The 14,351-nt window shown below is 72.6% G+C and carries 14 protein-coding genes and 1 pseudogene; 5 read left to right on the top strand and 10 right to left on the bottom strand.

Annotation, left to right across the window (positions count from 1 at the left end):
- Nucleotides 1-46: 46 nt before the first annotated feature.
- From ACFVT1_RS10450 to ACFVT1_RS10475, 6 genes are all read right to left on the bottom strand, one after another.
- On the bottom strand, nucleotides 47-637 hold the full coding sequence (locus ACFVT1_RS10450) for a hypothetical protein (protein WP_389794576.1): 591 nt from the start codon (nucleotides 635-637) through the stop codon (nucleotides 47-49).
- 40 nt (nucleotides 638-677) lie between these two features.
- The gene (locus ACFVT1_RS10455; RefSeq protein ID WP_389794124.1) at nucleotides 678-2,309 is read right to left on the bottom strand and encodes a substrate-binding domain-containing protein; all 1,632 of its coding nucleotides are present in this window, start codon (nucleotides 2,307-2,309) and stop codon (nucleotides 678-680) included.
- Nucleotides 2,306-3,535, bottom strand: a complete 1,230-nt coding sequence (locus ACFVT1_RS10460) for a toxic anion resistance protein (RefSeq protein WP_389794125.1) — start codon at nucleotides 3,533-3,535, stop codon at nucleotides 2,306-2,308. The genes ACFVT1_RS10455 and ACFVT1_RS10460 overlap by 4 nt, the downstream gene beginning before the upstream one ends.
- Nucleotides 3,536-3,564: 29 nt before the next feature.
- Nucleotides 3,565-4,668 (bottom strand): hypothetical protein, encoded by a 1,104-nt coding sequence (locus ACFVT1_RS10465; RefSeq protein ID WP_389794126.1) that lies wholly within the window; start codon nucleotides 4,666-4,668, stop codon nucleotides 3,565-3,567.
- A gap of 180 nt (nucleotides 4,669-4,848) precedes the next feature.
- Nucleotides 4,849-5,250, bottom strand: a complete 402-nt coding sequence (locus tag ACFVT1_RS10470) for a hypothetical protein (RefSeq protein ID WP_362206897.1) — start codon at nucleotides 5,248-5,250, stop codon at nucleotides 4,849-4,851.
- Between the two features lie 125 nt (nucleotides 5,251-5,375).
- The gene (locus ACFVT1_RS10475) at nucleotides 5,376-6,587 is read right to left on the bottom strand and encodes a pyridoxal phosphate-dependent aminotransferase (RefSeq protein ID WP_389794127.1); all 1,212 of its coding nucleotides are present in this window, start codon (nucleotides 6,585-6,587) and stop codon (nucleotides 5,376-5,378) included.
- A gap of 197 nt (nucleotides 6,588-6,784) precedes the next feature.
- On the opposite strand from ACFVT1_RS10475, the gene ACFVT1_RS10480 reads away from it, so the two are divergent.
- On the top strand, nucleotides 6,785-7,147 hold the full coding sequence (locus tag ACFVT1_RS10480; RefSeq protein ID WP_389794128.1) for a helix-turn-helix domain-containing protein: 363 nt from the start codon (nucleotides 6,785-6,787) through the stop codon (nucleotides 7,145-7,147).
- Between the two features lie 72 nt (nucleotides 7,148-7,219).
- Here the strand turns inward: ACFVT1_RS10480 and ACFVT1_RS10485 are convergent, their stop codons facing one another.
- Nucleotides 7,220-8,083, bottom strand: coding sequence for an arylamine N-acetyltransferase (locus tag ACFVT1_RS10485; RefSeq protein WP_389794129.1), 864 nt, complete (start codon nucleotides 8,081-8,083; stop codon nucleotides 7,220-7,222).
- Nucleotides 8,084-8,266: 183 nt separating this feature from the next.
- A complete protein-coding gene (locus ACFVT1_RS10490) occupies nucleotides 8,267-8,479 on the bottom strand; it encodes a DUF4287 domain-containing protein (protein WP_389794130.1) in 213 nt (70 codons plus the stop codon).
- Between the two features lie 97 nt (nucleotides 8,480-8,576).
- Between ACFVT1_RS10490 and ACFVT1_RS10495 the strand changes: the two genes are divergently transcribed.
- The 3 genes and pseudogenes from ACFVT1_RS10495 (at nucleotide 8,577) to ACFVT1_RS10505 (ending at nucleotide 10,587) form a co-directional block, all read left to right on the top strand.
- Complete coding sequence (locus ACFVT1_RS10495) at nucleotides 8,577-9,251, top strand: class I SAM-dependent methyltransferase (RefSeq protein ID WP_389794131.1); 675 nt, start codon at nucleotides 8,577-8,579, stop codon at nucleotides 9,249-9,251.
- A gap of 184 nt (nucleotides 9,252-9,435) precedes the next feature.
- A pseudogene (locus ACFVT1_RS10500) lies at nucleotides 9,436-9,552 on the top strand (AraC family transcriptional regulator); the annotation flags it as partial.
- 174 nt (nucleotides 9,553-9,726) lie between these two features.
- Nucleotides 9,727-10,587, top strand: coding sequence for a serine protease (locus ACFVT1_RS10505; RefSeq protein WP_389794132.1), 861 nt, complete (start codon nucleotides 9,727-9,729; stop codon nucleotides 10,585-10,587).
- Between the two features lie 64 nt (nucleotides 10,588-10,651).
- Here ACFVT1_RS10505 and ACFVT1_RS10510 read toward each other — a convergent pair whose 3' ends face one another.
- The gene (locus ACFVT1_RS10510) at nucleotides 10,652-11,473 is read right to left on the bottom strand and encodes a TetR/AcrR family transcriptional regulator C-terminal domain-containing protein (RefSeq protein ID WP_389794133.1); all 822 of its coding nucleotides are present in this window, start codon (nucleotides 11,471-11,473) and stop codon (nucleotides 10,652-10,654) included.
- Nucleotides 11,474-11,556: 83 nt separating this feature from the next.
- Here ACFVT1_RS10510 and ACFVT1_RS10515 point away from each other — a divergent pair, with 83 nt between their 5' ends.
- The gene (locus tag ACFVT1_RS10515) at nucleotides 11,557-12,408 is read left to right on the top strand and encodes a siderophore-interacting protein (protein WP_389794134.1); all 852 of its coding nucleotides are present in this window, start codon (nucleotides 11,557-11,559) and stop codon (nucleotides 12,406-12,408) included.
- A 244-nt stretch (nucleotides 12,409-12,652) separates the two neighbouring features.
- Here ACFVT1_RS10515 and ACFVT1_RS10520 read toward each other — a convergent pair whose 3' ends face one another.
- A complete protein-coding gene (locus tag ACFVT1_RS10520) occupies nucleotides 12,653-14,320 on the bottom strand; it encodes an amidohydrolase family protein (protein WP_389794135.1) in 1,668 nt (555 codons plus the stop codon).
- Between the last annotated feature and the right edge of the window lie 31 nt (nucleotides 14,321-14,351).

A 14,351-nucleotide genomic window follows, 5' to 3' on the forward strand; every position in this document is an offset into this window, starting at 1 on the left:
TCTCCCCGGAGCGGAGGTCAGGGGCCTCGCCTCCACCGCCGCCCCGCTACCCGGTCCGGCCCCGGTCCTCCAGGTACCGCGTATGGGTCTGCTGCCGTCGCGCCTCCGCCTCCCGCAGTCCCGCCGCCAGCTCCTCCGCCTCCCGGTGCAGCAGCTCCAACTGCCGTTCCAGATGGCGCTCGGGCGGTTCCGTACCCGGCGCGATCCGCGTCCACCAGCGGGTGCGGACGAAGGTGTCGACCGACTCCGGGATGTCCTGGTGCACGGCGCGCGACAGGGCGTGGATGCCCTCCGGGTCGGTGGCCAGCGCCTTCGACACCCAGCCCGGGGCGAGCAGCCCGTCCAGCAGTTCCGTCAGCTCGGTGAGCCGGCCGGCCGCGGCGGGCGGCAGCTCCACCTCGTCCAGATACGCCCGCAGGGTCTGGAAGTCGGCCCGCAGCGCCTCCAGTTGCGACGACGGGTCCGGGAAGTCCGGGGCGGCGGGCCGCTCGGGGGGTGCGATCAGCGCGCCCGCGCCGTACAGCCCGACGACCACCACCGGCCAGTACGCCCCGGCCAGCCCCGTGAAGGTGAGGACCAGACCGGCGATCCCGCAGGCGCTCCCGGCGAGGTTCTTCCGCGACTCGACGTACGCCAGGACCCTGTGCGCGGGCCTGCCGCGCGATCCGCCCGGCGGTCTACTGGTATCCACGGATCTCCTCGAACGCCCCGTCCAGGGAGCCCGGCCCCCGGTCCTTCGTCGCGTCGAAGAGCCGGCCGCCGGTCAGCGCGGCGATCCGGTCCAGTTCGCCGCGGTCCGAGTCGCCGAAGACGACCGGGAAGACCGGGGTGACCCGCCGCGCGGCAGGGAGGGACCGGTAGAAGGAGGCGAATCCGTCGGCCGTGTCGCCCGTCGTGTTCTCACCGTCCGTCATCAGCACGATCGAGGTGAACGCGGACTCGGTGCCGTCGCCGAGGTGCTCGTAGGCCGACTCCAGACTCGAATAGACCGCCGTCTCGCCGCTCGCCGTCAGCGCCGCGGTGTCCGCCCTGATCGCCGCCAGGCCGGCCTGCGGATCGGCGGGGTCGACCGTATGCGTGCGGACCTGCTTCACCGACGAGCCGAACGGCAGCAGCGTGACCTCCTCCCGCTCCCGGAAGTCCCCGGTCAGCCCGGCCAGCGCCGCCTTCAGCCTCCGCAGCCGCTCCCCCGCCATCGAACCGGACGTGTCCAGGACATACACGGTGCGCGAGGGGCGGCGGAGCTTGTTCTCGTACGAGTGGAGCAGGCCGTCGGCGACCGACCGCGAGCCCGGGAACGGCAGTTCGCGACGCGCCTCGGCGGCGAGCGGCGGCGCGGGCCGCACCGACGGTACGACCGGGCGGCGGAAGGTCTCGCGGGTCAGCCGCCGCTGTACGGCCGGGGTGCGGAGGTAGGCCGTCAGCGCGCGCACCGAATCCTTCGCCTCCGGTGCGGCGGCGGAGAGCGCGCTGAGCGGGTAGTCGGCCGTCACCACGCCGTCGCGGGGGCGGATCACGGTCAGCCCGGTGTGACTGTCGCGGTTGAGCGAGAGCAGCACGGACTCGTAGTTGATCAGCGCGTCGACCGTGCCGCGCCGGGTGTACGCGGTGGCCAGCCAGCCCGAGGAACCGGAGGTCAAACGCTGTCCCGCGAAGAACTCCGCAAGCTTGCCGCTCGCCCTGCGGACATCGGCGCCGGTCAGGGCGGACTGCGCGCCCGACAGCCCGGAGGCGACCGAAACCAGCGCGGAGAAACCGGAGTTGGAACGGGCCGGATCGGTCATTCCGTACGTCAGCCGGCCCTCGGCGACCGCCCGGTGCACCTGCGACCAGGTGACGTCCGAGGGCTGCCAGCCCAGCCGCTCCACGGTCGCCGGGCGGACGCCGAGGGCGACGGGCGACGTCATCAGCGGAGTCTCCGACGTGATGCGCCCCGCCGCGTCCGGGCGCAGCCGCAGATAGTCGTTGGACGACAGCCACACCGCGTCGTACGCCCCGTCGGCCTTCCCGGACCCGAGCAGCTCGACGGCGTCGAGCGTGCCGGTCCAGGTGGGCCGCACGGTGATTCCCGTCGCCTTCCGGGCCTGCTCCAACAGCGGCTCCATGTCCGCGAGTTCACTGGAGGCCAGGACTCGCAGCGTGCCGGCCCGCGGGGCGCCGTCGTCCTTCTCCGGCCCGCCGGACGGTCCGCTGCCCGACGCGGAGCAGGCGGCGAGGGGGACGAGTGCGGCGACGGCCAGCAGCGCGGCGAGCGAGCGGGCGACCCGGCGCCGCAGCCGTCTCGGCCGGCGCCGGGGACGGGCCGTCATCCGAGACCGCCGCCCTCAAGGGCACCGGCGGACCGGCTGCGCTCCAAGTGGGCACCGGCCTGCTGGAGTTCCGAGGTCAACGACTCCACGGTCGCCGCCATCGACTCGGTGGCCTGCACCTTGTACGTGTCGATGGCGTCGAGCGTCCGGTAGATCTGCTGGAACGCCGTGCGCAGTGTCTCCGCGCCGACCGCCGGATCGGCGGCGATGCGCTGGATCTCGCCGCTCTGGCCGGCGAGCATCTCCGCGTTGCCGCGGATCAGGTCCTCGGTCGTGGAGCGCAGCACCTGCACCTGTTCGGTCACCTTGCGCTGGCTCTCCAGTGCCGACGCCAGCATCACGGCGATCCGCAGGGCGGAGACGGTGGTGGTCGCGGCCCGGTCGACGCCCCTGATGAGCTCGTCGTTGTTGCGGCGTACGACATCCATCGCGAGGTATCCCTGCGCGCAGACCGCGAGCTGGGTCAGCAAATCCTGGTGCTTCTGCCGCACGGGGAAGAGCACATCGGCCCGCAGCGCGTCCGCCTGCACCGGGTCGGTGGCCGCGGTCTGCGCGATGCGCTGCTCGACGGCGCCGTCCAGGGCCTCGGTGAGGACCACGTACTCCTGGAGCTTGCCCATGGTCTCCCAGAGCCGGGTGCGCTCGGTGTGCAGGGCGGCGTTGTCGCGGCGCAGCTCGTCCTGCCCGCCGCGCAGCGAGCCCACGATCCTGTTCAGGGTGGACTGGGCGGACGCGTACGTGGCGACGTGGTCGCGGAGCTTGTTGCCGCCCGGGAGCCTGGCCAGGAGCCGGCGGGCGCCGCGGCCCGGGGTGTCGCGCGGGTCGAGGTCCTCGACGGTGCGGCGCAGCTCGACGAGGGAGGCGCCGACCCGGGTCTGCGCGTCCCCGCTCCCGTTTCCGGAACCGTCCCCGGCCAGCGAGCGGACGGTGCGGTCCAGCATCCGGTTGGACTGCTGGGCGGCACCGCGGATGTCGGCCTGCCCGAGCGCGGTGATCTCCCCGATCCGGGTGGCGAACTCGGGCGACCGGGCGTCGAGCCCGGCGAGGCCGCCGACGTACTCGTCGGCGCGCCGCGTCATCTCCGTCCGCACCGCGTCGTCGACCGGTACGAGACCGGCGGCCTGCTCGGCGCGGACCGGGGCGACCGGCTCCGGCGGGGTGAGGACGAGCGGCGGGGCGGGTCCGTCGGGCGGGGTGAGGGCGGGCGGTTGCGGCACGTGGGTCATGGGTGAGGTCTCCCGGGAGGCGTGGATCATCAGCCGCGGGTCCGCCGGGCCATCGCGCGCAGCACCGTGGCGGTGGGCACGGGCGCCTGGCGGACCCCGGTCAGCTGTTGGTCGATGTAGTCGGTGTGGCCCGCGGTGGCCGCGGTGAACTCGGCCGCGGCACCCTGGGGCCGGAACCCGTGCCGTACGACGAGCCTGCGCAGCTCCGGGTCGGTGGAGAGCAGCTCGCCCAACCGCCGGCCGGACTCGGTCAGCGGTACGAGGGTGTGGTCGCTGGAGACGGTGGTGTCGGGGTACAGCACAACCAGGTCCCCGGCCTCCTGCTTCTGCGTCAGCAGCGAGGCGACCTGCGACTCGTACACCAGGACCAGCGGATTGCCGACGCCGCTGATGAAGTCCCGGAACGGGGCGTCACTGCTGGTCTGCTGCGCGCCCTGCACCTGGATCAGCTTCTTCAGCAGCGGTGCGGTGCGGCTGATCGCGGCCTCGTCCGCGGCGACCCGGCCGCCGTCGGCGACGTAGGAGGCGGCGGCGAGGTAGAGCGCGCCGGAGTTGGACGAGGCGGGGTCGGTGCTGGTGATGAAGACCGTCCCGGTCAACTCGGCATGTTTCGCGGCGCCTTTGAGCTGCTGCCAGGTCCGGTCGGCCTGTGCGGCCTTGAGGTACGGGCCCATGAGCAGCTTGCCGCTGGACTTTCCGCTCAGTGCCGCGAGTCCGTTGTCCGCCAGCACCCGAGCGGCGCCGCGGTGCGCGACGACGACGAGAGGCGAGTAGAACGGCCTGAGCGGCCCGCCCTTGACGGAGGATCTGCGTTGGAGCTCATCGGCCGGGGCCTTCGAGCCGGGGAAGGCGAAGTCGTAGCCCTTGAGCGGGAGTTGGTCCATGGCCCAGGACCCGGATGTCTCCGCCTTGACGGTGAACCCCTTGGCGGCAAGGGCCTTCACCACATCGGGATCGGCGAAGAACTCGGCCTTCTCCGAACCGATCACTCCACGCACGGTCTTCGTTGCCGTGCTCGTGTCCCTGCTGTCGCGGCCTGCTGCGACGGCCACTGCCACTCCGCCGATCAGCAGCACCGCCAGGACGATTCCCACGATGCGTCTCACACGCGAAGCCTGCTCGCGGAAACCCACATTCCAGGCGGAGTTGGGTGGACGGGAGGTGAAGTGCGTATCCCAGTACGCAACGGGAGCGGAGCGGGAGCCGGTGGCCGCGGGCGGCTGCGGCGTCCCGTCTCGGGGTCCGGGCCGGGGTCCGGGTCCGGATGGGTGGCACCCGGTCCACGCGCCTCGACGGCCCGTGGACCGGGGCCGTCAGAGGGCGCCGACCAGTCGTGACGGGGCGGCGGGGGCGGCGATCGCCGCCGTGTGGGCGTCCATGCGCTCGGCCGCGAGAATCGCGACGGCGGTGTCGGCGCGGGACGCGGCCACCACCAGTGCGCGGCCCGCGAGGGCGTGGGCGCGGCGGTGGAGCGCGAGTGCGGGTGCGTCGGTCCGGCCGGCGTGCCGGGCGGGCGGCGCGCCGCGCAGCCTGGCCACCTGCTCGGCGATGCGGTCGCCCGCCGCGCCGAGGTCCAGCTCGTCGGTGACCGCGAGGAGTGCGGCCAGGTGCCCGGCGAGCTGGATGTCCAGCTCTTCCTCACGGGAGCGGTGCGGGAAGTCGTCGGCGTGGTCGGCCGGTGTGTGGACCGATTTGGTGCGGATCGGTTCGTACATGGATGGCCTCCTGGTGTTGCAGTGGAACCATCCTACATTGGATTTAGTCTAAAGTTGTCTGCGATCGATTCTCCGTGATCGATTCTCCGCGATCGATTCAAGGGGCCGACCGGCCGCCCGCCCCGCTACGGCTGGCCGTACCCGTCCAGGAAGTGCGCGATCCGGGTCACCGCGTCCGTCAGATCCTCGGCGGAGGGCAGCGTGACGACGCGGAAGTGATCGGGCTCCGGCCAGTTGAACCCCGTACCGTGCACGACCATGATCTTCTCGGCCCGCAGCAGATCGAGGACCATCTGCCGGTCGTCCTTGATCTTGTAGACCTTGGGGTCGAGACGCGGGAAGAGGTACAGCGCCCCCTTCGGCTTCACGCAGGTCACGCCCGGAATCTGCGTGAGCAGGTCGTACGCGACGTCCCGCTGCTCCAGGATCCGCCCGCCCGGCAGCACCAGGTCGGTGATCGACTGCCGCCCGCCGAGCGCGGTGGCCACGGCGTGCTGCGACGGCATGTTGGCGCAGAGCCGCATGTTGGCGAGGATCGTCAGCCCCTCGATGTACGAGGACGCGTGCGCCTTCGGCCCGCAGACCGCCAGCCACCCCGAGCGGTATCCCGCCACCCGGTAGTTCTTGGAGAGCCCGTTGAAGGTGAGCACCATCAGGTCGGGCGCGATCGTCGCGGCCGGGGTGTGGGTCGCTCCGTCGTACAGGATCCGGTCGTAGATCTCGTCGGAGCAGACGACCAGATGGTGGCGCCGGGCGATCTCCGTCAGCCCGCGCAGCATCTCGTCGTCGTAGACCGCACCCGTCGGGTTGTTCGGGTTGATGATCACGATCGCCTTGGTGCGGTCGGTGATCTTCCGCTCGATGTCGGCGAGGTCGGGCATCCAGTCGGCCTGCTCGTCGCACCGGTAGTGCACGGCCGTACCGCCGGCCAGCGAGACCGAGGCGGTCCACAGCGGATAGTCCGGAGCCGGTACCAGGACCTCGTCGCCGTCGTCGAGCAGCGCCTGCATCGACATCTGGATCAGCTCGGAGACGCCGTTGCCCAGGTAGATGTCCTCGACGTCGAGATCGATCCCCTTGGTCTGGTAGTGCTGCATCACCGCCCGCCGCGCGGACAGCAGCCCCTTCGCGTCGCCGTAGCCGTGCGCACCGGCGAGGTTGCGCAGTATGTCTTCGAGGATCTCGGGCGGGCACTCGAACCCGAACGCGGCAGGGTTGCCGGTGTTCAGCTTGAGGATGCGATGGCCGGCCGCTTCCAGCCGCATCGCCTCTTCGAGCACGGGGCCCCGGATTTCGTAACAGACATTGGCGAGCTTCGTGGACTGGATGACCTGCATGTCTGGGAGCTTACGACCGCGTTTCACGAGCCGCCCGGCCTTTGCCCTCCGGTTGCCCCACCCGGGTGCCCCCGGCGCCCCGCCCCGGCTTCCATCCCCATGCACCCACCACCCCGGACCGTGGGAACGCCGGGCGGGGACGGGGGCGGGGCTTGGAATGGGCCGGAACGGCGACGTGACGGACACGGACGGGTGAGATGCGCCACGGCGCGGGGGGTGTTCGGGGCGTGAGGGCGTGGCACAGGGGCTCGTCGGCCGGACAGCGCAGCCGCTGGGTTGCCTCACCTGTCCGGACGGACGATCCGGAACGGATTGCCGTTCGGGAGGCCCTGGCCTTCGGCAGAGCTCTCTACGACCGCCGAACCGCGCTTGGGTTCGGCGTGGCCGAGCCGGCCGGGCGTACCGGCATGGGGGAGGACGGCATCGAGTGCATCGAGGAGGGCGGAACAGCGCCGACGCTCCCACTCCTCAGGAGTCTCGCGGCCGCCCTGGATGCCGATGTACGCCTCACGCCCGGCCGTGATCTCGGCTCCCTCCGGTTCGAAGCGCACGCGGCCTGACCGAGGGACATGCGGGCACGGAAGGCGGAATGGATGTCCGCGCCCACGCAGTGTCCGACGGTCCGGCTTCCGTCACTCCGGCAGCCGGGTGTCCCGGGGAAGGCGGATGCCGAAGTCGGCCGCCAGCACCCGGAGCACCTCGGCGCCGTCCGTCAGCTCCCGTTCCGTGCGGGTGCCGTCGTTCGCCGTGACCCTGAGCGTGCGGCCGGTCAGCGACAGGTGGGCGTCCGCTGTGGTGCGCTGGACGTACAACCGGTGCTGGAACGGGGAGCGCGGGTTGGTCGCCATGTGCCAGTTGATGACCTCGAAGTCCGGCGCCTCGAAGGGTTCCAGCGTGAAGGCGTACTGGGCCTCCCACCCCCCTTCGGCGGTGTGCGACTGGAGCTCCCACTGCGCCAGCGGCCCGTCGTGCGGAGTGTTCACGAGGCGGTGGCGGCGCGGGGCGTCGTGCAGTTCCGCGTCCGCGACCAGCGGGATCGGCTCCAGCAGCGAGCCGGTGGCACCGAAGCCGACATCGGCCAGATACGGGGTCGGCTCGCCCGGCACCTCGGCCAGCATCAGCATGTGGGTGCGCGGCCGTACGTCCCCGGGCCCGGCCCCCAGCACGACCCGCCCGCAGAGCAGCGTGATACGGAACCCGAGGGCTCTCAGTGCGGCGGCGAGCAGGGTGTTCTGCTCGTAGCAGTACCCGCCGCGCCCGCCCCGTACGAGCTTGGCCTCCAGGTCCGCCACGGCGAGCGAGGGGACGGTGCCGAGGACGGGGTCCAGGTTCTCGAACGGGATGCCCACCGCGTGGGCGCGGTGCACGGAGCGCAGGACCTCCGCGGTCGGCCGGCGCTCCCCCGTCCAGCCGATGCGGGCGAGATAGGCGTCGAGGTCGGGACCGGGGGAGACGGTGGTGCGTCGGCTGTGATCGGCTTCGCGGTCGGATGTCATGCGCCGACCGTACGCAACCGGGTGGGTCGTCGGACCAGCAGTCGACCACGCCGGTCGTGCTCCCGTTGCCCGGCCCGTCCGCGAGGAGGCGCTTCAGCAGGGCCGGGTAGAGGGGGCAGCGGCTCGTTGCCGGCCCCCTGCCGACGCCGAGCGGCCGCGCCCCTGGCGGGCGGGAGCCGCGCGCTACTCGCCCTTGTCCTCGGCAAGCGTGTGCGCGACCAGGGCGTTGGCGTGCCCGTGCCCCAGGCCGTGCTCGGACTTGAGCCAGCTGACGATCTCCATGTGCCTGGTCAGCGGCGAGGAGCGGATGAGCTCCTGCCACTCCGCTGTCGCACGGCCGTACTTCTTCTCGATCGACGGGAAATAGCTCGCGGGGCCCTTCGCGGCATCAGTCATGGCGGGCATTCTGTCATCGTCGGCGAGGGCCGTCCCGGCTGTACAACGGGCCGTATAACCGGTGGCCGGCGGTGCCTCGCGAACGTACGGTCCCGCCATGGACCGGCAGACCTGGCACGATCGGTACGACCTCCCCGGCTCGTGGCCGACCGGCAGGCTGCGGGCGGTCGCCGCCCGGATCCGGGCGGCCCTCGACGCCGCGCCGCCGGGCCCGCTCCGGGTGATCAGCGTGTGCGCCGGTCAGGGGCGCGACCTGATCGAGGTGCTCGCCGACCACCCCCGCCGGGACGATGTGCGCGCGCTCCTGGTGGAGCTCGACCCGCGGAACACCGCCTTCGCCCAGGAGTCGGCGAGGGCGGCCGGACTCGATCAGGTGGACGTCGTGACGGGCGACGCCGCGCTCACCGACCACTACCGCGGTACGGCGCCCGCGGATCTCGTGCTGGTCTGCGGGGTGTTCGGCAACATCACCGACGAGGACATCGAGCACACCGTCGGCACCTGCACCCAGCTGTGCGCGAGCGGCGGCACGGTCATCTGGACCCGGAACCGCGCCGCGCCGGACCGGGTTCCGCTGATCTGCGGCTGGTTCGAGGAGCGCGGTTTCGAGCGCCGGTGGCTGTCCGAACCGGACGCGGGGTTCGGCGTCGGCGTGCACCGCTTCACCGGCGAGCCGGACCAACTGGCCGAGGGGATGCGGATGTTCGACTTCGTCGGCTACGACGTGCTCAAGGCGCGGGCGCGGGCGCGAGCGGAGCCGGGGAGCGGCTGATGCCGAAAGCCGTTGCCGTCGCCGGTCGATCGCAGGCCGGGGAAGCGGCCGGCCGCACCCGGCCCGACCGATCCGGGCACAGGGTGTCGGGTCCGGCAGGGTGCGTGCTTCCTCACCTGATGCCCGCAAGGGAAGGAGACCGGGGTGCTGGAGCAGTTGAACCGGGCCGTGCACGGCATCGGCCCCGTCCAACCCCTACCGGAGCAGGCCCGGACCCGAGATCCTGCGCACCCGGCTGTCGCCGGACGCGGGAGAGGCCGAAGCGGAACCGCGGATCCCGGTGGAGCGGGCCATGTCCTGAGCCCCGGCGGCCCGGTACCGGACGGCCGGTGCCGGGCCGTCCGGTACGGGGTGGCTTGAAACCGCCCCTTGTGGGGGCCCCTCTGGTGCGCCAACATGCGCATGTCAAAACCGAAGGAACTTCGGTCGCAGGGGCCACTCGGACCCTGCACAGGTCACTAGAGGGGACCCCCACATGAAGAAGCCTCTCGTCGGCGCGCTTTTCACCGTTCTGCTCCTCGGGGCGGGAATCGCACCCGCGACCGCGGCCGCCGGCCACGACGCGGCGACGGCCGGCACGGTCAAGGCGCAGATCAAGCCCAAGGCGGTCAACTTCGCCGGGACCGTCGCGCTCAGCAACTGTTCCGGCTCCGTCGTCCGTACGCCCGACTCCCAGCCGTCCGACCCCGCGCTCGTGCTCTCCAACGGGCACTGCATGGAGTCGGGGTTCCCGGGGCCGGGCGAGGTGGTGTTCAACCAGCCGTCCACCCGTAGCTTCACCCTGCTGAACGCCGCGGGCAGCGGTGTCGGCACCCTGCGGGCGAGCAAGATCGCGTACGGGACGATGACCGACACCGACATATCGGTGTACGAACTCACCCGCACCTACGCGCAGATCGAGAGCACCTACGGCATCAAGGCGCTGGAGCTCAACACCGCGCACCCCGTCCAGGGCAGCGCGATCACGGTCGTCTCCGGCTACTGGAAGCGCACGTACGCCTGCAATGTGGACGGTTTCGTCTACCGCCTCAAGGAGGGCGAGTGGACCTGGAAGGACTCGGTCCGCTACACCTCCGCCTGCCAGACCATCGGCGGAACGTCCGGCTCCCCGGTGATCGACAACGCAACCGGCAAGGTCGTCGCCGTCAACAACACCGGCAACGAGGACGGCCAGCAGTGCACGGACAACAATCCGTGCGAGGTCGACGAGAGCGGCAAGGTGACGGTGCGCCAGGGCATCAACTACGCCCAGGAGACCTACGGCATCGTGCCGTGCATCGGCACCGGCAACAAGTTCGACCTCAACCGGCCCGGCTGCGTCCTGCCCAAGCCGTGACCGCGTGATCCCGTCGCCGCCGCGATGCCCGACCGGGCGACGCGGCGGCGACGCGCTCGTGGGTTCACCGCCCGCCCGTGCGGCGGATCGCCGCGTCGATCCCGTCGAGCAGCACGTCGAGTCCGGCGGTGAACGTCTCCCGCGCCTCGCGTTCCAGATACGGCAGCGCTTCGTCGCCGGGGGCGGGTGAGGGCGGCGGCGGAGCGGACGCGCGCTCCATGGCGATCAGGCCCGGGTAGCGGTCCGCGAAGTCGGGCGCCACCTCGCCCAGCAGCGCCGAGCGGGCGAACCACCACTCCTCGTCCGACTCGCCGGTCACCGACGCCGCCTGCCGTGCCTCGGCGACCGTCCCGGCGCAGCCGCGGACGAAGTGGGACAGCGCGCCGACCAGTCGCCGCAGGAGCCGGGCGTCGAGCCCGGTTCCGGTCAGGAGGCGTACGAGGGTGTCCAGGGCGGCGTACTCGTGCGGGCCGAGGACCGGGCGGGCCTGGGAGACCTGGAGCACCCAGGGGTGGCGGAGGTGGAACGCCAGCGTGTGGTGCGCCCAATCGGTCAGCCCGGTACGCCAGTTGCCGGCATCGGCGTACTCCGCGGGCAGCTCGGCGTGGACCGCGTCGTACATCAGGTCCAGCAGCTCGCTCTTGCCGGGGACGTACGTGTAGAGGGCCATCGCCGTACGCCCCAGCCGCTCGCCCACCGCGCGCATCGAGAGCGCGGCCATGCCCTCCTCGTCCGCGACGGCGATCGCGGCGGTCACGATCGCGTCGACGCTCAACCCCGGCCTGGGGCCCGGCGCGGGGCCGCGGCGCGGCGGCTCCGGCCGCTCGGCACGCCACAGCAGGGACATCGAACGGCGGGCATCGCCCTGTCCGGCAAAGACCACCACTTGCGACTCCTTACGCCATAAAGTAACTTCGCCCAGGCAATTCCTTATGGCATAAAGTATCAGTCGCAGAGAGTGGGGCCGCGATGGGTCGGGCGTTGCCTGTGTCGTACGTACGGGTCGTGGAGGTGGAGCGGATCACCCCGAGGACGGCGCGCGTCGCCTTCGCCGGGGACGCGCTGGCGGAGCTCATGGAGGACCGGCCGGACCAGCAGATGAAGCTCTGCTTCCCCAGGGCGGGGCAGGGGGTGCCCCGGCTGCCGGAGCCCGACGCCGACGACGCCCACGGCATGCGGTGGTACGAGGCGTACCTCGCGATCCCCGAGCCGGAGCGTCCGCTGATGCGGAGCTTCACCGTCCGCGGGTACGACCGCCGGCTCGGTCTGATGACCGTCGACTTCGTGCTCCACGGCGACGGAGGACCGGCCGCCCGCTGGGGCCGGGACGCGCGCCCCGGGGACGTCCTCGGCATGGTCGGCCCGTCGTCGGTGTACGCCCGGCCGCTGCCCGGCGCCGACTGGCTGCTGCTGGCCGGGGACGAGACGGCGCTCCCGGCGATCGGGACGCTCCTGGAATCCCTCCCGGCCGGGCGGCGGGCGGTGGTCTGCGCCGAGGTCGCCGACGAGGCGGAGGAGCAGGTGCTGGCCTCGCCCGGCGAGGTGACCGTGCACTGGGCGCACCGGGACCGGGGCGAGACGCTGGCGGACACGGTGCGGGGCGCCGCGCTGCCCGCCGGATCCGGCGCGGCATGGCTGGCCGGCGAGGCCGGGGCGGTACGGGCCCTGCGCCGCCACCTGGTCGAGGAGCGCGGACTGCCCAGGGCCGCCGTGGAGTTCAGCGGCTACTGGCGGGCGCGCCTCACCCAGGACGACGCCCCGACCGAGGAGGACCTGGCCTGGGCGAAGGAGCGGGCGGCGCAGGACCGGGACCCGGCGTAGGGCTCCTCCGGCCGCGCCCCCGCGGCCCTGCCGCCGCTCGGAGTCCGGGCGGACGCCCGCCCGGTCGCAACCGGCTTCCCGCGGGCGGGACTTGAAGGGTGACGGCACGAGGCGGGCGCCTCGGGCTCGGGACGGCGAGCGCTCCGGGGGCGCGGGCGCGGGTGCGGGCTCCGGCTCCGGCGGTTTGCCTGTGGCCGGGCGTCGGCTCCGGCGGATCACCTGGCCGCGTGTCGGCTCAGGCCGATCACCTGTGGCCGGGCGCCTGCTCCGGCAGAGCGCCGGCGCCCTGCCCCGCCCGTGCCGCGCCGCCCCGTACCGCCTTTCCCGCCAGTACCTGCGTCCGGCGGCCGTCCTCGATGACGAAGCGGCCGTCGATCAGCACGTGCGGGATGCCGACCGGCAGCGTACGAGGTTCCTCGAACGTCGATCCCGCCGCCACCGTCGCCGGGTCGAAGAGGACCAGATCCGCGCGGTAGCCCTCGCGGACGTATCCCCGGTCGGCCAGCCGCAGCCGCCGCGCGGGGCGGGAGGTGAGGTGGGCGACGCACTCCTCCAGCGACAGGATGCCCAACTCCCGCACGTACCTGCCGAGATACTGCGGGAACGTGCCGTACGCGCGCGGATGCGGTTTGTCGCCCTGGAGGATGCCGTCGCTGCCGCCGGTGTGCACCCGGTGGCGCATGATCCGCCGGACGTTCTCCTCGTGGCCCACGTGCTGGAGGATCGTGGAGCCGAGCCGGTCCTCGACGAGCAGCCGGCGGGCGGTCACCCAGGGCGCCTCGCCGCGCAGGCGGGCGGACTCCGCCACCGTACGGCCGACATGGCCGGCGAGGCCGGGCGTGCTGACGCCCGAGATCTCGATCGTGTCCCACTCGATGGGCACGCCGTGGCAGCCGTCCGAGCCCAGCACCTCCATGTGGTGCCGGATCCGCTCCGCCGTCGCGTCGTCCGCCAGACGCGTGAGGACCGACCCGGGCCCGCCCTCGCCCGCCCAGCTCGGCAGCATCGCGACGAGGGTGGTGCAGCCGGGGGTGTACGGGTAGGTGTCGAGGGAGATGTCCGCGCCCGCGTCCAGGGCGGCGTCGAGCAGGGCGAGAAGCTCGGGCGCCCTGCCCTTGTTCACACCGAAGTTCATGGTGGCGTGGGCGAGGTGGAGGGCGCACCCCGCGTTCCTGGTGAGCCGCACCATCTCCTCGTACGCGCCGAGCGCGCCCGCCCCGTACGAGCGGTGGTGCGGGCAGTAGTAGCCGCCGTACCGGGCCACCACCCGGCACAGCTCGGTGAGTTCGGAGTCGTCCGCGTACATGCCGGGGGTGTACGTGAGGCCGGAGGACATGCCGACCGCGCCGTCCGTCATGCCCTGGGCGACGAGTTCCTTCATCCGGGCCAGCTCGGCGCCGGTGGCCGGGCGGTCCTCCCAGCCCATCGCGTGCATCCGGACCGTGCCCTGGGGGATGAGGTAGGCGGCGTTGACCGCGATGCCCTGCCCGCCGAAGTTGCGGTCGAGGCGGTCCAGGTACTCGCCGACCGTGCGCCAGTCGAAGTCGACGTCCGCACCGTCGCCGTTCCAGCCGGTGATCGTCTTCCGCACCTCGGCGAGCGTGCGGTCGTCGACCGGGGCGTACGACAGGCCGTCCTGGCCGAGGACTTCGAGCGTGACGCCCTGCGCGGCCTTGGCGCTGTGGTCGGGGTCGCGCAGCAGCGCGAGATCGCTGTGCGCGTGCATGTCGACGAAGCCGGGGGAGAGGGCGAGCCCGTCGGCGTCGAGGGTACGGCGGGCGGAGGGGCGCGGGCCGGGGGCGTGTTCGGGGTGGATCTCGGCGATCCGGCCGTCGGCGATGGCCACGTCGGCGCGGCGGGCGGGGGCGCCGGTGCCGTCGACGACGTGTGCGTTGCGGATGACCAGGTCCATGGGGCCCGCCTTTCAGGGGTGTTCGCTCCCC

It is taken from the genome of Streptomyces sp. NPDC057963 (assembly GCF_042887155.1).
Lineage (GTDB): Bacteria > Actinomycetota > Actinomycetes > Streptomycetales > Streptomycetaceae > Streptomyces.